This is a genomic window from Rhodococcus sp. DMU1 (assembly GCF_012272955.1).
Taxonomy (GTDB): Bacteria; Actinomycetota; Actinomycetes; order Mycobacteriales; family Mycobacteriaceae; genus Rhodococcus; species Rhodococcus aetherivorans.
Map to the genome: position 1 here is coordinate 540,468 of NZ_CP050953.1, position 22,123 is coordinate 562,590.

The window sequence follows — 22,123 nt, forward strand, 5'->3', positions numbered from 1 at the left end:
AGGACGTCCGTGACGGGGCGTTGCTGATCCGGTGGAGGTGCTCGATGCGTCCGGCGAGGGCCTGTGCTGGCTCGTCGTCGGTCTGTGAGGCGCGGGTGGGCAGGTGCTCGCGATGGTCTCGTGGTGCTGCCCGTCGGGCGTAGGAAACACGCGCTGGACGAGCGCGACCGACGGCAGCGGCCACCTTCGTCGGTAGTCGTGTCGGGACTGCCGGGCCTCGATCCGTTCAGTGCCCCATGCGGCCGCCGGCCGCGATTGGCACCCTGTCCACTATCCGCGCGCTCCGTGGCACCTCACGCGCCTACTATTGAGGCTAGTTCGGCGCGGAGAGGATGTGTGCGATGACTACGAATCCGACGGAGCCGTACCGTAGCGGTGCTGTCACCACAGCTTTCGCACTCACCTCGCGGTCGCAACAGCGTCGACCGGTCGCGTATTCGAAGCCGGTTCTCCGGGTGTTTCCGCCCACGAGCGAGAGAACCGCCAAAGTGGCGATGGTGACCGTGTACGCGTTGATGGCGATCACCATCGCTTTCATCGCCCTGCACGAGGCAGGCTTTGTCGTCTAGCCAATATGTCCCTGTCGGGACGCCCGTTCCGGGGTGAAAATGGTGTGGTGGTCGCCCGTCGACGCCGTGCCACTATGGTCCTTCGAGGCCGTCGTCTAGCCGGGCGTTGGGGGTCACGCCGTGGGCCCTTCACTGTTGCCGATGGTTGTAGAGCACGAGGATTAGATTCTGTTTCACCCCGGTGACCCCCACGGGCGACCACCCCGATCACACGGTGTGCGTCGATGAGGAGAACACGATGCTGATCGAGTCTCACGACGAGGAACAGATCATCTCCCGGGTCGCCGCCCTCGATATCGGCAAGGCCGAGGTGGTGTGCTGTGTCCGGATTCCCGCTATGGGCAATCGGAGGAAACGGATGCAGGAGGTGTCCACCCATACGACGATGACGCGGGCGTTGACCGAACTGGCCAACCACCTCGTCGAGTCGGGTGTCGAACGCGTGGTGATGGAAGCGACGTCGGACTACTGGAAGCCGGTGTTCTACCTGCTCGAAGCACACGGACTCGACCCGTGGCTGGTCAATGCCCGCGACGTGAAGCATCTGCCGGGACGCCCCAAGACCGACGTCCTCGATGCGGTCTGGTTGTGCAAGGTCGCCGAACGACAGATGCTGCGCCCGAGCTTCGTACCACCACGTCCTATCCGTCAGCTGCGGGATCTGACCCGCTACCGCGTCGACCTGGTCGGTGCCCGCGGAGCGGAAAAGAACCGGGTCGAGAAACTGCTCGAGGATGCCTGCATCAAACTCTCCGTCGTGGCCTCGGACATCTTCGGTGTCTCCGGGCGGGAGATGATGGCCGCATTGATCGCCGGCGAGCGGGATCGGAAAAGTCCTCGCACAGCTGGCCCGGTCGAGGATGCGGGCGAAGATCGGCCTGCTCGAGGAGGCGCTGAGTGGGCACTTCGACGACCACCACGCGTTCCTGCTCACGCGGATGCTGGGCCGGATCGATGCGATCGACGCCGACATCGCCGCGGTCGACGAACAGATCGAGGCGCAGCTGGTCCCTTTCGCGCAGGCGGCGGCGCAACTGGATGAGATCCCGGGGATCGGGCTGGTGGCCGCCGCGATCATTCTCGCCGAAATCGGGGTGGACATGTCGCGGTTCCCGACCGCCGGGCACTTGTGCTCCTGGGCGAAGTTCTCTCCCGGTGTCCACTCCTCCGCGGGTAAGTCCAAGGGCAACGGTTCGACCGGGCACGGCAACCGCTACCTTGCCCGGGTTCTAGGAGAGGCCGCCGTGATTGCGGGCCGCACCGACACGTTTCTCGGTGCCAGGTATCGGCGGATCGCCAGACGACGAGGGAAGAAGCGAGCCATCGTCGCTGTCGGGCGTTCGATCCTGATCATCGTCTGGCATCTGCTCTCCGACGAGAACGCAGCTTTTGCCGATCTCGGTGCCGATCACTTCACCCGCCACCTCGATCCGGACAGACGGAAACACAGTCACATTCGTCAACTCGAAGCCCTCGGGTACTCCGTCACCTTGACACCGGCCGCCTGACCCGCACCACGACACGCCCGCTCCGCCGGGAGCTGGCACGTGTTCGCACCCGTGCGCAGGTCGCCTCATTTTCGGATTAGCGGCCTCCTCCTGGGTGGACGGAGGGCAACGATCTCTTCACCCTCGGACAGATATCTGGCTGACCGTGATGTCCAGGCTAGATGCGGAGGCCCTGGCCGGAGCACCCTGCCTCCCACCCCGGTAGCCCTGCCCAGTCGTGTTCTGCGGATCATGGAACGGACGGCGTTCGGTTCTGCGTATCGCCCCGGCGGCGACGAGGTGCTGGCCAGATCCGCCGCCGTCCTCGCGTGGTCTTCGGGGCTCGGTTTCGGGCTGCCGGGGCTTTACGCGATCGCGCACCTGGTCCGGCACGGCGAGATCGCCACGTTCCTGGGCTATCCGACCTACGGCCACGGCGTGTTCGAGAACCGGTGCGGGATCCGCACCACCGTGCCGTTGCTGTCGGCGTTCGTGGTGGTCTGCGCCGCCGAGTGTGGTGCCGGGGCGCTGCTGTGGCGGCAGCGCCGGGCCGGCGCGGCCCTGGCGCTGGTGCTGCTGCCGGCCGAGACCGTCTTCTGGGTTGGGTTCTCCCTGCCCTACGGACCTGTCGCCGCCGCGGCGCGAACGGCCCTGGTGCTGCGGTACCGGCGGCGGGTGCCCGGGCGGGCCCGGAAGTTGGCCTGACGCGCACCCCGGACCGGTGTGGGCACCTGTTTCGGCGGGGGCGGTGTTCCGCCCGCTCGATCGGCGCGACTTCGGCGGTGGCCCGAAGGGGCGGGTCCGGCCGGGCGCGATACCGGGGCCGTCGTACGGGCGGGGGCGGTCGTGGTGATGGTGTCGGAGTGTGTGCGGTGGCGGGCGACGGTTGCGGCGGTGAGTATCTGAACTTGTGTCTGTCGTTGGGGCTGAGCCGTTGCAGCACGTCACCGATGGGCTGGAACCGAAGTTTATTGGCAGGTGCCCATTGCTTGCTTCGCGAGGAAGAAGCTGCGGTTTACCGCGGTAAATCGGTGTGCCCTTGGGTGAGGCGATCATCGACGTGGGTCCGGTCGGGTGAAGTCGAGGCTTGCATCAGGTGGAGCCGTATGGCCGATCCTGGGGTGCGATGTCTCGATGGTGTGACCAGGTGGACACGGATCCGGGCTGCGCTCCCCGGCCGTGGCGGGGCGTAGCGCTGCCGACCGCAGGAAGACGGCAAGGTCGCCACCTCCACGAGGTATGGGTCAAGGTATGGGTCAAGGCATGGGGAAACATATGTTTTTTCGCATGGGGGATTGTGTGGTCACCCGAGCCCGACTGACTACGCAGTGGAAGGGCCCGTCAACGCGCGGCTAGGCACAGCCGAGCCCGTCGCGTATCGGGTGGGCGTGCTCGACGGAGCGCTGTCGACAGAGACGTTGTGGTGAGCACTGCAGGTGGAGTCCAGGCCTTCCTGTTATCGACGGTGATCTTGGAGGATCGTGGGGAGCAGGACGTGGAGATGACAGCTGGATCAGGAGGAATGCGATGACCTTGACGACTGTGCAGCGTGCCAACGCCCGCCTGCTCTGGCAGAACTACCAGGACTCCGGCAGTGGCAACCTGTCGCGTGAGACGGTGCAGGAAATGGTGGCGCTGTATCCGCTGCTGCTCGAGGCACTGGATGCAGCCGACACCGAATCACAGCGCCTGTTCGACGCGGCACAGTTCGCGCAACGGCGTGCCGAGCGTGCGGAGGACCAGCTCGACCGGGTGCGGAACTATCTGAATCTGCATGCGCACGTCACCGGGGACGACACCGGGGAGGCTGGGCGGTTGCTCGACGATATCCGGCGCCTCGTCGAGGAACCGGATGCGCAGTGAGCATTTCCGGTGAGTGAGCATTCCCGGGGAGTGGGCGCATCGGTGAGTACAGCGGGGACCGGGGTGCCCACGCGGTCACTCGCCGGCTCGGTGGATCCATGGTCCGCGACGAGGCTGCTGCCTATCGGCGGGCTGGGCGGAAGTCGCTGAAGAGTTGCTGATGGATCGCTTCGGTGTAGGTGGGGCCGTCGGGGTGCGGGCGCGATGGCCGGTGCGCGGCCGAACCGGAAGCGTCGTATCGGGCCGGGGCGCGGTGGGTGCTGCGCGTGGGCGGTGTTGTCCCGCCCGGGTGGCCGGTGTGTCGCGGTTGCTGCGTGGTGTGTCCGGTCTGACGGTAGGTGCCGGGAGTGGTCATGATGTCCCCATCGATGTCGAGTGTGGGGGCCGTGATGGCCGATGAGTGGCTCTCAAAGCCCCGCGATGTCGGCGGCGTACCGCGTTTCGGCGGATGAGCCCCTGTCGTGCGGCGTCGTGAGCGTGGGTGTGAGGGACGCATCGCCATGTGCTGAGTCGACCGCCCGTGGTGATCGCGTCGCATGTGGGGTCTTGTGAGGGTGGGGACGCCCCGCAGGGCGGGGCGTCAGTGAGCGTGTCCGTGTGTCGGGCTGACCAGGGAGTGCGGACAGTGAGTACTCGCGCGGCGGTGTGTATGCAGTCGAGGACCTGCGCGGTGGAGTTGCTCGGGGACGGTGGTCAGCGGTGGGCCGCTTCGAACTGGTCGATCACGTGCTGCGGGATGCGGCCGCGGTCGGAGACTTGGTAGCCGTGTGTCTTGGCCCAGGATCGGATGGCGGCGAGCTGTTCTTTCGTGCCGGCGACGGTTTTGCGGCGCTTGCGGGTTCCGGTGGTGGGGGGTCGCCGGGTCGCGTCGCGCTTTTGGCGTTGGGCGATGGTGATCCAGTGGGTGAGGTCTTGACGGAAGGCGTCGGCGTTGGCCGGCCGCAGGTCGAGTTCGTAGGTGACTCCGTCGACGGTGAATTCGAAGGTTTGCGCCAGGCCGTCGTCGATCGGCTTGCCGTCGAGATCGTCGTAGTAGGTGACAATGGTGCGTAGTGCCACAATCCCCGTCCTTTCCTATCCATCGTATCCACTTGTCACCGTATCGATATCCAACTCTCTTACTCAAACCGCTGGTGCCAGTGCACATCCTGGATCCTGTCAGGGTGCCGTGCGGGCGGGAGAAGAGACGTCAGTGTCGACAGGGGCGAGTGGACTGTCCACGATATTAGTCCAATCGGGCCTCAGCGTGTGGTTTGTCCGATGTGGTGATGCACGCACTGTGCGTTCCGGTCGGTTCGGTATGCCGCGGCGGCGAGTCCGGCGCGTGGGATCGGGCAGTGCGGAGTGTGCGGCGGCACTGGGCGAGCATCGCGGCGCGGTGCTCGGCGCTGGCGATCGTCTGGCGCTGACGGTGGCATGCGGCCGCGCGTTCGGCGTGCTCGCGCAGGCGCTGCTTCCGGGCGGTGTGGGCGTGTTCGGTGGGGGAGGGGCCGGTCCAGTCGACGCGGTGCAGGCGCCAGGCGAGGTATCCGGTGGGGGAATGCAGTTCGCCGGTGGCGGGCCAGGTCCAGTTGCGGGCGACGGTGTCGCGGGTGAGGTGGTGGGCGATGTCGCGGCCGCTCCAGCGGGTGGTGTCGATGCCGGCGCGGGTCAACACGTCGCAGATCGTGCCGATATGGCGGTGCGGGGTCACCGCCGGAGCTGCGGCGACGAGGGCGGCGGCGGCGCGTTGCAGGCCGATCGGTCGCGGCTGTGATCGGGTTGTGGTGAGAGTGCGCGCGCGTGCGCGTTGGTGAGTACTTCCAGACGAAAGATGAAGTTCTTGAACAGAAGAACCAGGGGATAGGGTGTCACGCCCGCGGACCTGGGGACGCGCCGATGCTGTGCCGGCCGCGGTGGTGGTGTGGGGGCGGGGGTGCCGGGCGCGGTAGCGGAGGGTGCGGGTGTGTGCGCGGCTGCGGTGGCGGCGTCGAGGTGGGGTGCGCGGTGTGGTGGCGACGAGGGCGGCGGGGGAGCTGAGCGCCCAGACGGACGCGGCGCGGTGTTGGGGGCCGCCGTGGTGGAGTTCGGCGGCCAGGTATTCGGCGTGGGTGAGGGTGCGGCCGCGGACGAGTTCGTGGGCGGCGCCGAGGGTGCGTAGGACGCGACGGGCGCGGTTGACGGTGGAGACCGAGACGCCGGCCCGGGTGGCGAGGGTGGTGCGGGAAGCGGTGACACTGCGGCCGGTGCCGGAGTCGGCGTAGTGGGCGTGGGCTGCAGCCACGGCCATCAGCCGGTCGACGCTGATGTGCTGCTCGCGAAGGGCTTCTCGACCGGAGTGGGTGGTGAGGGCATGGCGCAGTTGGCGGAGCCAGACGGTGCGGCCGGACCAGATGGGGATGCAGGCTTGTGTGCCGTCGGGGACGGGCAGAGTAAAGCTGCGGCCGCGTTGGCCGGTGCTGATGTTGAGGGAGTGGAGGGTGTCGACGGCCGCGGTCGCCCGGGCGACGAGGGTGTCCCACTCGCGGTCACTCGGTGGTGGGGCGGGGGTGCGCGAAGGGGGCGCGGGCGCGCTGGGTGTGATGGTGGGTTGGTTCGTTGTGTCCGGTTCAGGGTGTGCGTTACCCTGAGACGTACCTGGCAAGGTATGTCCCTTCGGGGATGTGGCAGTACGAGTTTGGGGAAGCTGCTACTTCCGCAAACTCACCCTCAAGTGCGGGCCGCTCGGCGAAAGCGGTCGCTGCGAGATGGGGAGGATCCCAGTGGGGTCCTCCCCAGAGGTCTTTCTGCGCCGAAACCACTGAAGCGGTGGTGCTCTCGCGTGTGGTGAGGGGTCTGCGCTGTGGAATTGGGTATCACGACATGGCGATAGAGACCCACCCGGGAGAAGACCCTCTCCCGACGGTGGAGACGGCTGGGCGACACGAGCGAACGAGGGTGGCGCGGACCGTGAATGGTGGGTCGGGTCCTGGCCGTATCGCACGCGGGGTGTCGCCGGGAGGGTCAGTCCGCGGTGAGGATCCGGCGGGCGAAGGCGCTGACCGCTCGGATCTGCTCTACCGAGGCGGTTTCCGGATCCGAGGCGACCAGATCGACGGTGTCGACGAACGCGGCACACGCCCCGGCGCACTGCGGGTGCGCGGCGAGGGACAGGACCAGCGGCCCATGAGCGCGAACGAGTTCGTCGACCGCCATCACCGCGGGCGAGCAGGTGCCGGCAACAAGCCGGGCCCGCACCGTGCCACCGACCGGCACCAAGGCCCAGCGTCGACCGCTGCGGTCGACGCAGACAATGTCAATCACGCCATCCACCCCGCCTCCTGCAGGCACCGGGCCGACCACCCGTCGACCGCGGCAGCGATGAGCTCGCCCGCCAGCGCCGGGGGCTGCGCCGCCAGGACCGCACTGAAGACGGTGGTGACCGCCTCCGTGCCGCCGAACGGCCGACCGTGCAGGTGATCGTCAGCGTCGAGGGCGGTGAAGGTGATCGCGCTCCACGCGTGCAGCTCAGCCACCGACACCGTCTGCTTCAACTGGGTGCGCGCCCGGTGCGCCAGCCACCCCCACCGCTCGGCAATCAACGCATCGCCGCCGTGCTGGTGCGGTACCGCGCGGCACGCGTCCGCGACGACATCACCCAGGTCAGTGGGGAAGGCTGAGACGGCGGCGACGAGGCCCCAGCGGGGATGCGTGTACAGATCGGCGAACCACTCCCACCGCTGGACCGGATCGGCGGTATCCGGCGCCGGGGCCTCGAGCCGCCCATCGGCCATCGCCAAGACCATGTCGGCAATCGCGCCCCTCATGCCGCCCTCACCCCGATCCGACCGTCCGGACCCTGTCCCGTCACCTCGCGGGGCGGGCGGTTCGAGATGCCCTTGCCGGCGCGGCGCTGGCTGTACGCATCGAGCTGAGTGGTGGGGATGACGTTGCTGTTCGAGTCGAAGGCGATCCCTCCCATGATCAGCGAGGCCGGCGGCTCGCCACGCTGCATCGCCGTGTTCATGGCCCGGTGGCAGGCGGCGAACAACGGGCACCCGTAGCAGGTGTCGATGGCCCGCTTCCACTCCGTCGGGCCGTTGCCCTCGATCTCCCACCACCGGCCCTTACCGGCGCACAGGCCCCGACCGGGGCGGCCGGTCATCGGGACGAATCCACGCGCTTCGAGCTCGCCCCGCACAGCGCGCAACGTCGGACACTCCGCGCACCCGCCGGTATACGACAGGCCGCAGCGAGCACATCGATGTCCACCACGTGCCGGGCGATGCTGCCCAGCCAGACGAAGCAGATCCGTGTCCGAATATGCCGACAACGGAGACGCGCCGGTCCTGTGCTGCCGGGGGCTGCGGCCGGCCAGCACACGCAGGGCCTTAGCGGCCTCCGGACACAACGGATGGGTCTTGTCGTAGACGAACCCGCACGACGAGCAGCGTTCACCCGCTTCGGTGCGAGTATGAGCAGCCACGATCCGGTGTAGTTCCCCCATCGGCGGTGGCGTCTGGTCGCTATTGCGAGCCGGATCTAGGCGTGCCACGCGGGCACCGGTTAACGTATGCATGGCAGAGTCCTCATTTCTGCACAGGAGACCTTCTGGGCCATGAACCCAGTGGTCTCGTTGCTTCTCCGACTGCTGAGAACAGTCGGATGGCTCTTGGTCCCCGGCTGCTGAGAACAGCCGGGGACCACGCCCCTATATGCGTGCGCTCTTTTCTGTCTTCGAGAGGTCAACGGGCTGGCGCCTTTTGGAGAGTCAGGAACGAAGCAATCCGCCGATGAAGGGAATCCGGGTCGCGCATTATGAGGCTCGTGCTGGGCAGCGCCGAATCCGGATGGCGTTCCATAACTTCCCCGGGCTGCCGTCGGGTGCCTTGCAGCTTCTGAGGAAAAGGGGCAGTGACGTCGCCAGCGCGACCTGTGAATGCGACAAGCGGCATGGGGCATAGGTGAATGCCCAGATGAACGGTGATGTGCATGTGTCCCCCGACTACGTAGCCAGCTCTGGGTAGAGCTCCGCCATTGCATTGGTGCTACGTCCGGGCCGACCGCGACAGACCTCGGGAAACCCCATTAGGGGCGCGGCCGGATGGTAGGCAGAGTCGTTGGAGTCGTGCAACACCATCGCTGCCTCTCCTCCCCAGGATTTCCTCCTGTAGCAGGGTTTTCTTGATTGCGCCCCTAGAGTAACACCCCATAATTCTAAACACTAGCGCTCTGACGTGGCGCATCCGGGCGGCACAATGGTGCGCGGCGGAAGTACCGAAGACCTGGGAGTGGAGTTGGCACGAAGCGGGATGCGTGGCTTCAGTGGGGCTCGCCTGCGCAGATACCGTGATTCCCTTGATCTCACGATGGCTGACCTTGCCGACGCGGCAGGCGTCTCTGAGCAGACCGTCTCCGCATGGGAAACCGGGAGGGCTTCGCCTACCCCACCTCTGCTGAAGCGTGTTGCGGAGGTCCTCAACGTGACCGTCCCCGACCTAGCCCCCATACCTTCAGCGCGACAGTCTCTGGGAGATCTCCGGGCGCTAGCCGGCTTCACGCAAGAGGGAGCTGCTCGTGCACTCGGCATCTCTGCAACAGTGCTCGGCCGTATCGAGAAAGGGCGCAAGGATTACGACAAGAGCCGGGCAAACGAGATGGCGAACTTGTATGGCGTTAAGCCCTCGCTTATCAAGACGGTATGGGAGCGTGACCGCGCGACACGCCAGGACGAGGTGCGTCGACTTTAGAAAGGCTCCCTAAAATATCTCCACGTATTGTGATGGGCCCCTGGTTTCGATGCCGTCATGAATTCCGGCCCTACTGGATCGGCTCAGGGCCGTCGGCATGAGCAATCTGGGCGAGGAGGAGATCTGCGTGTGGTGGCCGATTGGGCAGCTGGAACGGACGCAGCGTCACGGTGGCCTTGACCCACGCGCCGCCGGCTCCATGAAGTCGGACAAGCTCGGTGACCTCGGGTGCTGCACCGTTCTCAATGCGCCGGGCTGCTTCTTGGAGGCGCGATAGATCCTCTGGGTATATTACTGGGCCGGTCACGTGCGAATACTGCCATTCCACCCATGGCGCTGGCCGACCGATCCACATCGCAATGATGCCTCGCCGGGCTTCGAGCAGCGCAACGTACACCTCCGCGCCCAGTAGGCCATCACGCAGGCCGAGAGCTGCGAGGGAAGGGGCTGACGGCGGCAGTACATCGGACGTGTCGTGGTAGAGCACCCGCACCCCGGAGCTGTCCTCCATCGAGCGCAGCACGACCTGCCACTGCATCGCATGACCGTGGTCGTGGCGGACCGAGAACCAGGTACTCAGCACTCCTCCAGGTCGCGGGTTGAGCGCCAGGTTCAGAAAGTCGGTTTCCCGCTCGAAGTGGATTGCACGGTTGATGTAATCCGCAGGCGTGGCCGTGGGTAGCCAGTCCTCGAGCAGTGTGCCTGACATCGCCCCTGACTCCCACGTCTGGTAGATCAGCATCTCCTTTACCATCCAGGCAACGCCCGAGGTGAGGCGCCGTTTCGTAGGTTCCTCGTCCGGATCTCCGATCCACAAATGAATGCCGTGGACTTCGCGGAACGGGCCGATGATCGGCCAGGCATAGATCCGCCACGACTGTCGCTTTTTCGCCGAGGCCAACACCCCGTCGAACGGCGCGCGGCTTTGCCGGACGTGCGCCACCAGGGGTTCCAGCTGGATGTCTGGTGCTGGGGGCAGCCGCCGAATTGAGGTCAGTTCCTTCGGCTGACCGTCGGATGCAACTAGGGTTGCCGTGCCTTCGGCCAACGTTTCGATCAAATGCCACGTGCCCATCGAGGACCCCCGTCCTTGTTCTCGCTCTCGATGCAAGGTGGCATTATAACCAAAACAAAACTGATCGACCGTTAAAAGGATTATCGCTCACGAAGGCATAGCTCCAACCGCAAGTTCTCCGGCCGGATCGTCAACAATTCGGTCACCGACATCTCATAGCCCGGCACCGGCGCGACCTCGAAACGAGTGAGGATCTCCGCCAGCGCCAGGACCGCCTCATGCAACGCGAACTGCCGGCCGATGCAGGCCCGAGCCCCTACCCCGAACGGCTTGTACGCGTGGGCCGGACGGGCACGCACGGCCGCAGGCAGGAACCGGTCCGGGTCGAAGGTCTCGGTGTTCTCGCCCCACAGCTTCGGGTCGCGGTGCAACGCCAGCAACACCACCAGAACCGTCTGGCCCTTGCCCATCGGGTAGCCGGCCAGCATCGTGTCCGTCCGGGCCTTGCGGAAGAACGCCGGGCCGGACGGCCACAGCCGCAGTGTCTCGTCGACGATACGGCGGAGGTAGCGCAGCTTCGCCACCTGCTCGAACCGGAGCGGGCCGCTGCCGTCGCGCACCTGGGTTATTTCCGTCCGCGCTCGCTCGACCATCTCGGGATGCAGCGAAAGGTAGTGCAGCGCGAACGACAGCAGGCCTGCCGTCGTCTCGTGCCCGGCCACCAGAAAGGTCAGCACCTGATTGCGGATACTCTGATCCGACAACAGCTCACCGGTCTCCGGGTCCGGGTGCTCCAGCATCCGCTGCAGCAAGTCGTCCTGCCGCGGTGACTGGCCGTTGCGGCGTGCCGCGATCACCTCGTCGACGGTGCGCTGCATCAGCGCAATGTCCTTGGGATGTTGGCGCAACGCCTTCCACCCGAAGATCTCCCGGATGACCGGCAGATCGTTCGCCGACTGCGACACGAACGACAGCGCCCGCGTCATCGACTCGACGAACGGATGCCGACCGGCCGAGAACGAGTCGAAGCTGTACCCGAAGCCGGTGCGTCCGATGACCTCCAACGTCAGCCGATTCATATCCGAGGAAACGTCCACCGGACCGTGGGAGGCCTGATCGGCCCAATATTCGCACAGCCCGTCGACACACTCGACCATCACATCGTGATAGCTGCGCATCGACGGCTGGCTGAACGACGGCATCAGCACGTTGTGTGCCTGGGCCCAGGCTGGCTCACTGTTGAACGCGGTGAACAATCCGTCCCCGGCCAGCTCGCGCAGGTTGCTCACCGGTGGGACGACCGCCTTGGCGAACCGGGATTCGTCGAAAACCTCCGCTGCCGCGTCGCCTCCACCGACCACGACTACCTTGCGGCCAACGATGCTGATCTCGAACACGTCCCCGAGCTCGCGCACGAACTGTGCCTCGCGCTGTACCGGTCGCCGAGGATCGAGGCGCAGTACATCTCCGAGGAGCGGCAACCGCCACGACGGATGCGGCATCTCGGTGTTCACTTGTTCTCTGCTCCCTGCCCTGGCGTTGGCGTTTGCGTTCTCCGAGGCATGGCTCCCCACTGAAGTCATAGACCCGAGTCTGCCGGACCATATCGGGAACCGCAGAATCCACTGCCCTATCCACAAGACGTGAGGTTGGTGATTATCTCCAGAAACAGTCACTCTTCAGACGCGTCCGTGGTCGTGCCTGAACCCCTACTGGTTGGATAGTTCCGTGAGTGCAGCCTGAGCGATTGGCAGCGCCTCGACATATGCCGCTTCAGCGGTGGGTCCTTCTCCGGGGAAGTGGTACTTCTCGTCATATCGGCGAGGATCAGCGCGTTGGACAGCCAGGGAGTACGCGACCGGGTCGTTTTCGTTCCCGGTCACAGTAGCGGCGACATCCATGAAGGAGTGGGTCGCGGCAACGACGGCATCTGTGGAGTCGACGGCGAGGTTGTACCTGAACCACCAACCGTAGATGTCTTGCAAGTCTCCCGGTGTACCGTTCGAGCCACCGGAAAGCCACTCGGTCTCCGCCTTTCCCGCGATCAACGCGGCAAGGATGTCATCGTCGTTGCCGCCGCGTGCTCGAACGGTCTCAACAATTGCAGTGACGTTGCGGCGCTGAACCTGCGCAATGAGCCCGCTGCTGTCAAATGGACGAACAGGCGCGTCAGCCACCATCGTGATTGGACCGTCGGGGACGCTGTCTCCTGTGGTTTCACTGCTGCACGCGGCCATACCGACTGCTGTGGCAGCGCTGATCAACGCGATGGCAAAAGCTTTCCGGGTCATGAGGTAGTCGCTCCAATTAGGTCGGTGAGTATTGCTGAACATCGCGATTAATAGTGGATCTCGTCGATGAGCCATTGATCGACGTTCTTGGTCAACGTCACCCATACGGTGATGTCCGAGTCGATGGCTTCAGTACGGTCGGCCGTGATCGCGGTCTGTCTAATGGTGGCCACACGACGGAGTGCGGTGCTGCTGTCCGGCGGGCATCCTGAGCAGCCGATACTCACGTCAGCGACGACTTTGGTTCCCTTGCTGGCCCACTGGCCCCACTGCAAGCTGGGGCCGTGTTCGGTGCGTGCATCGACGAGCATGCGCTCGGCGAGGGAGTGGGTGAGCCAGGGGCGCGCGCGGGCGAAGGCATCATTGGCGGTGGCGTCAGTCTCCGGGTACCAGGTGAACGCCACGGTAAGCCCTTGGCGCGCAGCGTTTTCTGCCTCGAACGCCGCCTCGGATTGGTCCAGCCCCGCTGAGTCCATATCGGGTAGCGTGGCTTCAACCGGGGAGGTGGTCGGTATGGCTTCGTGCGGCGACGCCCTTGGTGCTGCGATATGGACGTTACCGGTGTCGCCGTGGCCCAACACGGAGTAAGCCACCAGCGCAATTGCCGCTCCGGCAAGGCCCCCAATGAGAACGAATTTGTGAACTGTCATGGCTAGAGCTCCAGACGTCGAACTTCCACAATTGCCCCGGACCAGAACAGACGACGCGTCCCGTCATCGCTCACATCACCCGGCGGGCTTTCATTCCTGGCTGAATCGGGGCTTCCTGGACAGCTTCCCCGGTGGTCGGTACGTGCACCATCTGACCACTGCCGGCGTAGATGCCGACGTGTCCCGGCCCGTTCGGGCCCCAGGATCCGAACACCAGATCACCGGGCTCGGCCTGGTCGAGTGGGATTTCAGTTCCGATACTCCACTGCTGCTCGGAGGTGCGGGGCAAGGGGACCGTGCCGCCGCTGGCAGCATGCACTGCGTAGCTGCTCAATCCGGAGCAGTCGAACCCGCCGTCGCTCGGCCCGGACGTGCCGCCGCCGCCCCACACGTACGGAGTGCCCAGATACTGGCGGGCCGCGTCGACGACCTGCGCGCCGTCGCGCGAACCGTTGGGGACGAGCCGTCCGGCGGCCGCCGGAGATTCGTACCGGGCCTTACCGGCCATGATCGTGGCGATGTAGTTCTGCGTCTCGACGTACGGTGGGACGCCTCGGTAGGAGCGCACCGCCCCCAACCCGGCGTTGTAGGCGGCCAGCGCGAGTTCGACCGGATCCCCGGTAATCTGACCTGCGGCGCGGGAGCGTTCGACCTGGTCGTAGAGCGCGCACAGGTAGTGCCCCTGGGCCATGACCGCGTCCCCGACCGAGTTCGGGTCGGAGTTGCCGTCGCCGTCGTAGTCCTTGCCCCAGGTGGCCCAGGTGCCGGGCATGAACTGTGCCGGGCCCATCGCGCCGGCCGGGGAGATCGGCGCGTTCGCTCCGTGTCGGAACCGGTTTTCGGCATGCAGCTGGGCCGCGAGCAGCGGTGGGCGGATGCCGGGGCAGAGGCTGCCGGCTTTGCGCACCCACGGCTCGAACTCCGGCGGCACCACGCCGGCGGCGAGGTCACCGGCGCCGGCGACTCCGAACCCGGTGCAGTCGAGGCGCGACTGCACCGAGCTCGAGCTGTCGGCCGACAGGCTCACCGTCTCACCGAATGGACCGGAGGCGGCGAGTGCGCCGCCGAGCTTGGTCAGGGGGTCGATGGCCGTGCCGCCTTGGAGGCGGCCGCCGTTCCAGTATTCGAAGTGCAGGTGCGCGCCGGTGGACTGGCCGTCGTTGCCGATGTCGGCGATGTGCTCGCCGGCCGTGACGTGCTGTCCTTCGCGCACGTGCAGGCCGTGGGGATACATGTGCCCGTAGACGGTGGAGACGGGTTGGTTGTTGACGAGGGAGTCGATGACGATCCAGTTGCCGAACCCGCTGGCCGGGCCGGATTCGACGACGATCCCGTCGAGGGCGGCATATATGGGTGTCCCGACCGGGCCGGCGAGGTCGATGCCGCGGTGTTCGGTGCCCCATCGCGGTCCGAAGCCCGAGGTGAGCCGGGTAGTGCCCTCGGCTGTCGGCTGTTGGATGGGACCGGACGGCTCGAGCGTCGTCTCGCTCGCACCATCCATCCGGCCGGAGTGCGCTGGAGCCGTCCGGCACGGGTCCTTCGGCACTACCGGCACCTGGTTGAGGGAACAACTGGTGGACGCGAAGACCACCGTTGCGGCACCGGTCAGTAGAAGCGCCCGCGCGGCGCGCCGGATGCTCACAGTGCCCCAGGGATCGGCGTGTCGAGTTCAGGGATGGGTAGCTGCCCTGGGACGGGGACCGGATCAGGGACACGTTCGGTGCGTTCCTCCTTGGACGTCGAGGACGGTGCCGATGTGGCGATGGGCGGTGTCGACGGGGAGGGGGATGCAGCCGATGTGGAGGACGATGCCGAGGTTGTCATAGGTGCCAACGAAGTCGTGGTGGGGGCGGCGACGGCAGAGGGATCGAGTGCTGCGACTGTCGATGGGTCGACGGTGGGCAAGGGCGTATCGACGGCCCATTTCTGGCCGGAGCTAGTGCCGAGAACTTTGACAGTGATCCGCACCGGCCCCGCGTGGGTCGGGATGGTGATGCGTACGAGGCGCTGGCCCGATTCCCCTGTGACCAGCTCACTGCGGGTGGACCCGGTGATCGCCACCGGCACTCGGGGGCGTGCGGCAGCGAACGACATGCCGGGCTCGTCGGCCGTGTAGCGAGCCAGACGATTGATCCAGTCGGCGTCCGAGGGCGATGGGTCGAGGAAGGTGTGCAGGTATGCCATGGCCGTGGCCGGTGCGTTGGACGTGGTCCACTGTGTGGTCTTGCCGGCCACGGTTGATTCACTGACTTCGACCAGCTCGTAGCTGACCGGTATTGCGTCGGTGGTGGCCGGGACCGATGCAGCAGAGTCGCGCGAATCTGGCTCTCTTGCGGGAGGTGGTTCGCCGACGACCTGTCCGATGAGAAACAGCGCCACGATGGTCGCCAAGGCTGCCAGAGCCAAATTGGTGCGCGAGTAGAGCACCCACCGGCGGAGTGGGGCAAATACGGGACCACCAGGTGAGGTCGCCATCAGCCGTACCTGTCTGAGTCGTGACCAGGTGCAGGACGGTCGGAGCGGGGCAACGAGGCATCCCACAACCGGACAGACGTGGGAGGCAGGTCCTGTGGGCGGCGCGGTGCGGGGATCGCCACCATGGGTATGACTCCATCGGAGGAGCTTCTGCCGCGGCGTGGCGTGTAGACCTTCATCGGCGCGATCGCCGCCTGCTCCCCGCCGTCCCATCGCTGACCTATCCTGGCTCCAGTCGGCGCAGATTGTCCTCGCGCTGTTCGATCGATCTCGATACGGTCGACGCGCGTCTGGCCGGCCTGACGATGCGGAGTGAGACCGTGGTTGGTGGCCGGCTCGGTTTCGGGGTCATCCGGCTTGTTCCGGACTGCCGCGCTGTCGGCGGGGGCAGCGATGCCGGCGTGGCGATCGTTCCGGTTCTGGACGGACACGCCTGACGCTGCCAGCCGCTCTTTCCGACTGAGGGCCTGCTTGTGGGCATCGGCCCGAGCGCGAGTGGCATCGACTTGGCGTCGGTGGTTGAGGTCACGTCCTTCAGGGCGGATTGGGGTAACCGAGTCCTTTTCGAGGTCACGCTCGGTGGCATGACCGCGGGTGGCCTTGCGCAGCGCTCCAACGGCCTCTTCAGCGATGGTGCCGGCCGGGCCGCCCACGACGGCGCTGGCACCAGTGAACAGCTTGTGCTTCAGCGATTGCTGGGCACTGCGGGTCTTACGGTTGAAGACGCTGGCGTGATTGGCGGTGAACGTCTGGGACAGGCGTTTGAACGGACGCATGATGAACCAGCAGATCGCGGTGAGGAGGATCATGAACCACAGCCGCCACGAGCCATCCATGCGGTGGTTGTCGGTGATATACAGCTGTACCAAGGCCATCAGGTATAGCGCGACAATGACAGCGCCAGCGACGGCCCACATGTAGGCCGAGGCCAGCATCCGCATCACTCGCGCGAGGGTGCCGCCGTGGGCGACCGCGAGGGGCACCCAGATGGGTGCGAACAGGATGGCGAACCGGATGGCCAAAAGCGCGGTGATCTTCAGGATCGACGCCCCGGTCCACAGGATCGACGGCAGGCCGAGCTTGACCATGGCCATCAAACCGATACCGGTGCGGCCGGAGTCCTTACCCTGAAAGGTGCTGTAGGGCAGATTTACCCCGGTGGCGTTGTCACCGCCAAGGCTGTCGACCACCTGACGGAACTTATCGGCCTTTTCCTCGGCGAGTGCGTTCTGGGCATTGGCATTACCGCTGACCTGACGCTGCTGTGCGTAGCTGAACGCCAGTGCATCCCGCAGATCTGGGCCCAACCGGTTCACATCGTCGTCGTAGTTGCTGCCAAACCAGCCTCTGCGCCAATCCTCGAGAAAAACTCTGTCCAACAACACATTGCGCGGGTCAGTGGGTCCACTTGTGAGGGTACCGGAGCCGCCGCCACCGCCGAATGAGACCGAGAAGATCTGGTCTTGGGTATCGGTGATCAGCGACCCAAAAGTCTCGTCGGCAACTTCGATGGCTTTCTGGGGAGCCCCGACCATCAACGCCCCGAGTGTCAACGCAGCGGCAGCCAGCGCCGCGGTGCGGGTAACGCCTGCGCTGTCGGCCTTGAGTGCCTTCCACAGGATGATTGCGGCCACTACGGTGAGTCCGATCCCGATCCACAACGCGTAGACCTCGGACATGCCGCGTGAGATCGACACGACGATCTCGTCGAACTTCTGCATGGTCGACGGCCGGTCACCTTCTGCGGTGGTCTGGGTTTGGTCGTCGAGCCAGAACGCGGCGGCTGCCAGAGATTTGCCGATGGTCAAGAACGTATTGCCCAGAGCAGTATCGCTGACCGCGTCAGGAGCACGGACCAAGTCTTCACCGCAGCCTAAGTCGTAGGTGTGCCAATTCAACCCGGCCCAGCCATAGGTCTGGTATCCGGTGCCGCCTTCCGTGGGCTCTTGGGCGGCGCTGGTGGAGTCGAGCAGGCTCGGAAAAGCGCTGTTGGGGAATTCGGGCTGCGGGACATCCTTGCAATCGAACCCTCCCGCAGCAGCGACCGGACTAGCGGGACCCAGCAAGGGCAGTAGAGCCAGCGCTAGGACAGCCACGATGCGTCCCCAACGGTCGGCAACTGCTCGTGATGGCCGCGCAGGGAGAAGAGGGGTGGCCGCGATGCTCACGACGGACCGCCGAGCGCGTTGCGGGTTGTGCTGGAGTTCAACGCCTCGAATACATGGGCAAGGTGGACGTAATGGGTCCAGTCCGAGCGGATCAGTTCGATGTCGTCGGCCATCTTGACGATGAACCGGCGGGCCTGGTCCTGGTAGCTGGTGTCGGTGTCCTCGTCGAGGGTGTCCTCGCCACCGCCGCCGAGGTCGGCGAGGATCGATTCGTATCCCTGCCCGAGCGGCAGGTTCAGCAGTTTGAGGGCGCCTTCGATGGCGTGGGCGTTGCCGCCGAGGTCGCCGATGATCACCTCGTATGCCAGGGCTGACTTGTCGTCGGTGCCGCCCGTGCCGAGGTAGTCGTCGGGGAGTTGGGAGCACACGAGCGCGCGGACTTTCCATTTGCGGGAGTCGCGGGCGATGCGCAGGTTCAGGGTGCGGCCGGCGCCGGTGGATTCGAGATATTTGTTTTCGTCGAGGAACAGCACTTTGCGTACCTGTCGGGGCTTTTCGTACACCAGGCGGTTGGCCAACCATGCGGCCATGTGCATCAGCGGACCACTCATGCGTTGCTGCGGGGTCCACTGCGCGGCGTCGACCCCTTCGGGTGGCAGCTGCAGTCCGGGCATCGTCAAGATGGTCAGTCGCACGTCGCTGTCGAAGTCGTCGACATCCCCTGCGGCGGGGTTTTCGGGGAACAGCACCCGGGCCTCGGCGAGGTTGGACATCACATCCAGGTCCTGGAACAGGCTGCGTGCGCAGGTGCGCATGGCCAGGTCTTCGTCGGTGTCGGCGATCGCCTGGATCTGGTCGAGGACTTCGCGCAGGTTGTGGTGCCGTTCGCCGCCGACGCGGTTGGCCGCGGTGTGCAGGACCGACTCGGCCAGCTCCATCTCCAACCGGGCCGGGGGAAGCATCATCTTCAGCACCGACACCGCCACCGAGATCCGCTCGGCTTCCGCGGCCCGCACATCGGCGTGGTACTGCGCGGCGGCCGCTGCGGCCGGATCGGTATCGCGCCGGTAGTCCGGACCGCTCGGGTCGTACTCGGGATCGTCGCGGCGGGGATCGACGATCACCCGGTAGGGGTTGAGGGAGCCGGGACGGGAGGTGCGGCCGGTCAGGGCGTGAACGTCGGCGATGTCGCGGAACTCGGGCAGGTGCGCCAGTGCCTTCAACGGCCCGGACGGGTCGAGGATCACGCCGTAGGCGCCGGCGCGCACGGCCTGGTAGACGATCATCCCGGCCAGGAACGTCTTGCCCGACCCGGGCACGGCGACGATCGGGGTCAGGCCGGACTTGTGTTTGCGTTCGTGGGCGGCGAACAGGTCCCACACCGCCGGGCGGGGGGCGATGGAGGCGGTCTGGCCGATCACCACCCCGGTGCGGTCGCCGATCCGGTCGCCGACGGCGGCCATACCGGCGGAGAGGGATTCGACGCTCATGCGGCGGCAGTGCGCGATGTTGGCCAGCGGTTCGCCGGGCATGAATTCGCGCAGCAGCTGGAACTGGCCGTGTTCGTGTTCGAGGCTGATGTGCGGGGCGTACCTTTCGCGCAGCAGCGCGACCTTGCGTTTGGCGTCGTCCGCGGTGGCGCCGACCACGACGACGCGGTACCAGCCTTCGGTGCGCACCGACAGTCCGGAGTGGTCTTCTTCGATGTCGGAGAGCACCTGCTGGGCGCGGGAGTGCTGTTCGATCAGCTCCTGCGGCGGGACCTCGTCGTGCTCGACGGTGTAGTGGTCGAACTGCGCCTGGATCTTGTGGGTGAGCCGACGCATCGCGCGGGTGGTGTGGGCTTTGTCGAACAAGCGGATGCGTTCGGACCATTCGAGCGGCTCGCCGGAGGGGTCGCCGATGACCTGCCAGGGCAGCATGCGCTCCGGGATCGGCAGCGGGGCCATGCGCCCGACGGTGAGCACGATGACGTAGCCGGTGTAGTCGCGCCCATCGACCAGGCCGGTGACTTTGGTGTAGCCGTCGCCCGGTTCGAGGGACACCTCGGTCAGGTCCTCGAGGGCGGCGATGTCGGTGGCTTCCCAGTCGCCGCCGCCGGCGATGACCCCGTCGACGTCGAGGGGCAGCCCGAGGGTGGCCGAGCGGCGCAGCAGATAGTCCATCTGCGCGGCCGTGGCCGGCCGTGCCCGCACCCCGTCGCCGGCCATGATCCGCTCCACGGTCGCGAGGTGTTCGGCGAGGGCGTCCTGCTCGCGGGTGAAGGCGTTGTCGGCCCACCGCCGCACCAGGCGGGCCAGCCGGCCGAGCAGCGGCCAGTCGATCACCGCGGACAGGGCGTCGGCGGTGGCGTCGAGCGCCTGGCCGAGCAGGGAGCGGGCGGGCAGGTCGATGCCCCAGTAGCGGCCCTTGAGGGTGGGGTTGGACCACAACATCGCGTGCTGGTGCCCGTGCAGGTAGTCCGCCCACGACAGCGCCCCCGGGATGTCCGGGATCGGCTCGGCCCACCCGTCGTGGGCCTGGGCCCACTGCCGCACCGGCCACGGGGTGCGCACCAGGCGTCGGTGCAGCGTCGTCACGCCGGCGGTGGACAGGTTCGTCAGCACGAGGGCCTCGTTGCGGATGTAGCGGCGCTGCCGCGCGGTCGGGCGCATGTTCCACGGTCCGGGCGGCTGGACGAACCACGCCGTGGTGGTGGTGCGCGTGCGGGTGATGTGACCGCTGACCCCGGTCAGCGCCAACCGCACCGCTTTGCGCTCGCGCGCGACGCGGGTGGCCGCGGCCTGCCGCTGGCGGTCCAGCTCCGCGGCCGCACCGCGTGCGGTGCTCCGGCGGCCGCGCCGGGAGCGTCGTCGCGTGTGCGGCGCCGGGGAGTTCTCGTCGGCCGGGGGAGCGGGCTCGGTGACCGGTGGGAGGTGGGGTGTCGGGGCCTGCGACCACGCCAGGGCATGACGGTCAGTGGTCGCGGGGTGGGTCGTGGTGCGGACTGCGGCCCAGGACGGTGGCAGCGCGCCCGGCGGAATCACCGGGACGGGTTCGTCGACATTGGGGTCGAAGAGGGCGGCGATGTCGTTGTTCGGCAGGGTCATCGGCTTTCGCTTTCGCTCGCGTCGTCGCGGTCGGTGCCGGCCGCGAACACCACACCAGCAGCCCAACCGTCGGCGGTCAGGGCGGTGGTCCGCGGTGGCAGCGGCACGGTGACGGCGTGCCCGGGCTTGGGTGGGCGGGGTGCGGTCAGGTCGTTCCACGCGGCGCGCAGCACCGAGCGCACCGGCCGGTCCGGGCCGACGTGACGGGTGATCTTCGAGGTGAGCACGACGGTGAGCGCCACCATGACCACCAGAGATTTGAAGCTCAGTGGAGCGTGGACGATGGCCCGGGCGGTGACGAACACGGCGGCGAAGATAGCGACGCCGAGCCCGGCCGCGGTGTAGCGGATCCGCATCGGCATGGTCTTGCCGGTGGGGCCGAGGTAGTGCGAGTCCACCCGGTAGAGCAGGTCGTCGGTGTCGATCACGCCGGCGTCTCCTTTCGGTCCGGTTCGTCGGTCCGGTTCTCCTATATGGGGTGGGGTCAGGCGCTGATGCCGAGCAGGCTCAGCAGCCAGTTGCCGACGCCCTTGGCCGCGGACTCGCTCGAGGCGACCCCCAGATAGGCCAGGCCGACCACTGACAGGCCACCGACGGTGAGCACCTTCGACAGGTTGGCGCGCAGCGCGCCCATCAGCAGCGCGCACGCGATCAGGATCAAGATGACGAAGATGACGTTGCCTTCGATCCAGCGTCTGAGGGTGTCGGTGTTGACCTCGGTCTGCTGGGCGAGGACGTCGGCGGTACCGACCGGGGACCGAAACGGCGCGGTGGCCAGCGTCAGATCGACGGTCGTGGACGCGAGGGACATGGCACTCTCCATCGGTGAAGCACGGGCGGACACCACGAACGTGGCTGGGCGTGACCG

20 protein-coding genes and 1 pseudogene are annotated in these 22,123 nt (G+C 66.6%); 6 read left to right on the forward strand and 15 right to left on the reverse strand.

Annotation, left to right across the window (positions count from 1 at the left end; genetic code table 11):
- Positions 1-341: 341 nt before the first annotated feature.
- From HFP48_RS30440 to HFP48_RS30455, 5 genes and pseudogenes are all read left to right on the forward strand, one after another.
- Positions 342-569, forward strand: a complete 228-nt coding sequence (locus HFP48_RS30440) for a hypothetical protein (protein ID WP_065922166.1) — start codon at positions 342-344, stop codon at positions 567-569.
- Between the two features lie 238 nt (positions 570-807).
- Positions 808-1,611, forward strand: a complete 804-nt coding sequence (locus tag HFP48_RS31935; protein ID WP_246872655.1) for a transposase — start codon at positions 808-810, stop codon at positions 1,609-1,611.
- Between the two features lies 1 nt (position 1,612).
- Positions 1,613-2,077, forward strand: a pseudogene (locus HFP48_RS31940) (transposase); the annotation flags it as partial.
- Positions 2,078-2,308: 231 nt separating this feature from the next.
- Positions 2,309-2,761 (forward strand): hypothetical protein, encoded by a 453-nt coding sequence (locus HFP48_RS30450; protein WP_168581016.1) that lies wholly within the window; start codon positions 2,309-2,311, stop codon positions 2,759-2,761.
- Positions 2,762-3,583: 822 nt separating this feature from the next.
- A complete protein-coding gene (locus tag HFP48_RS30455) occupies positions 3,584-3,919 on the forward strand; it encodes a hypothetical protein (protein ID WP_168581017.1) in 336 nt (111 codons plus the stop codon).
- A gap of 693 nt (positions 3,920-4,612) precedes the next feature.
- Here HFP48_RS30455 and HFP48_RS30460 read toward each other — a convergent pair.
- The 5 genes from HFP48_RS30460 to HFP48_RS30480 all read right to left on the reverse strand — a co-directional run bounded on the left by HFP48_RS30460 (position 4,613) and on the right by HFP48_RS30480 (position 8,042).
- The gene (locus HFP48_RS30460; RefSeq protein ID WP_168581018.1) at positions 4,613-4,978 is read right to left on the reverse strand and encodes an Lsr2 family protein; all 366 of its coding nucleotides are present in this window, start codon (positions 4,976-4,978) and stop codon (positions 4,613-4,615) included.
- A 166-nt stretch (positions 4,979-5,144) separates the two neighbouring features.
- A complete protein-coding gene (locus HFP48_RS30465; RefSeq protein WP_246872657.1) occupies positions 5,145-6,188 on the reverse strand; it encodes a replication protein in 1,044 nt (347 codons plus the stop codon).
- 713 nt (positions 6,189-6,901) lie between these two features.
- Positions 6,902-7,201 carry a hypothetical protein gene (locus HFP48_RS30470; RefSeq protein ID WP_246872659.1) on the reverse strand — a complete coding sequence of 100 codons (300 nt, stop codon included), beginning with the start codon at positions 7,199-7,201 and terminating at the stop codon, positions 6,902-6,904.
- The gene (locus tag HFP48_RS30475) at positions 7,198-7,704 is read right to left on the reverse strand and encodes a hypothetical protein (RefSeq protein WP_246872661.1); all 507 of its coding nucleotides are present in this window, start codon (positions 7,702-7,704) and stop codon (positions 7,198-7,200) included. Before HFP48_RS30475 ends, HFP48_RS30470 begins: the two co-directional genes overlap by 4 nt.
- Complete coding sequence (locus HFP48_RS30480) at positions 7,701-8,042, reverse strand: hypothetical protein (RefSeq protein WP_246872663.1); 342 nt, start codon at positions 8,040-8,042, stop codon at positions 7,701-7,703. Before HFP48_RS30480 ends, HFP48_RS30475 begins: the two co-directional genes overlap by 4 nt.
- Before the next feature lie 1,147 nt (positions 8,043-9,189).
- Between HFP48_RS30480 and HFP48_RS30485 the strand changes: the two genes are divergently transcribed.
- On the forward strand, positions 9,190-9,627 hold the full coding sequence (locus tag HFP48_RS30485; protein ID WP_282597499.1) for a helix-turn-helix transcriptional regulator: 438 nt from the start codon (positions 9,190-9,192) through the stop codon (positions 9,625-9,627).
- Between the two features lie 70 nt (positions 9,628-9,697).
- Here the strand turns inward: HFP48_RS30485 and HFP48_RS30490 are convergent, their stop codons facing one another.
- The 10 genes from HFP48_RS30490 to HFP48_RS30535 all read right to left on the reverse strand — a co-directional run bounded on the left by HFP48_RS30490 (position 9,698) and on the right by HFP48_RS30535 (position 22,066).
- Complete coding sequence (locus HFP48_RS30490) at positions 9,698-10,702, reverse strand: GAF domain-containing protein (protein WP_168581020.1); 1,005 nt, start codon at positions 10,700-10,702, stop codon at positions 9,698-9,700.
- 80 nt (positions 10,703-10,782) lie between these two features.
- Positions 10,783-12,144: a cytochrome P450 gene (locus HFP48_RS30495; RefSeq protein ID WP_168581170.1), complete on the reverse strand. Its 1,362-nt coding sequence runs from the start codon at positions 12,142-12,144 to the stop codon at positions 10,783-10,785.
- Between the two features lie 207 nt (positions 12,145-12,351).
- Positions 12,352-12,975, reverse strand: a complete 624-nt coding sequence (locus HFP48_RS30500; protein ID WP_246872666.1) for a hypothetical protein — start codon at positions 12,973-12,975, stop codon at positions 12,352-12,354.
- Positions 12,976-12,980: 5 nt separating this feature from the next.
- Positions 12,981-13,583, reverse strand: a complete 603-nt coding sequence (locus HFP48_RS31945) for a hypothetical protein (protein WP_246872667.1) — start codon at positions 13,581-13,583, stop codon at positions 12,981-12,983.
- 70 nt (positions 13,584-13,653) lie between these two features.
- A complete protein-coding gene (locus HFP48_RS30510) occupies positions 13,654-15,225 on the reverse strand; it encodes a peptidoglycan DD-metalloendopeptidase family protein (RefSeq protein WP_168581021.1) in 1,572 nt (523 codons plus the stop codon).
- Positions 15,222-16,010: a hypothetical protein gene (locus HFP48_RS30515; RefSeq protein WP_246872669.1), complete on the reverse strand. Its 789-nt coding sequence runs from the start codon at positions 16,008-16,010 to the stop codon at positions 15,222-15,224. Before HFP48_RS30515 ends, HFP48_RS30510 begins: the two co-directional genes overlap by 4 nt.
- Positions 16,011-16,057: 47 nt before the next feature.
- Positions 16,058-17,779, reverse strand: a complete 1,722-nt coding sequence (locus HFP48_RS30520; protein ID WP_348983380.1) for an MFS transporter — start codon at positions 17,777-17,779, stop codon at positions 16,058-16,060.
- A gap of 443 nt (positions 17,780-18,222) precedes the next feature.
- Positions 18,223-21,255, reverse strand: a complete 3,033-nt coding sequence (locus tag HFP48_RS30525) for an ATP-binding protein (protein ID WP_168581023.1) — start codon at positions 21,253-21,255, stop codon at positions 18,223-18,225.
- Positions 21,252-21,683, reverse strand: a complete 432-nt coding sequence (locus tag HFP48_RS30530) for a hypothetical protein (RefSeq protein ID WP_168581024.1) — start codon at positions 21,681-21,683, stop codon at positions 21,252-21,254. Before HFP48_RS30530 ends, HFP48_RS30525 begins: the two co-directional genes overlap by 4 nt.
- Before the next feature lie 56 nt (positions 21,684-21,739).
- Entirely contained in the window at positions 21,740-22,066 is a 327-nt protein-coding gene (locus tag HFP48_RS30535; RefSeq protein ID WP_168581025.1) for a hypothetical protein, read from the reverse strand.
- Positions 22,067-22,123 lie beyond the last annotated feature (57 nt).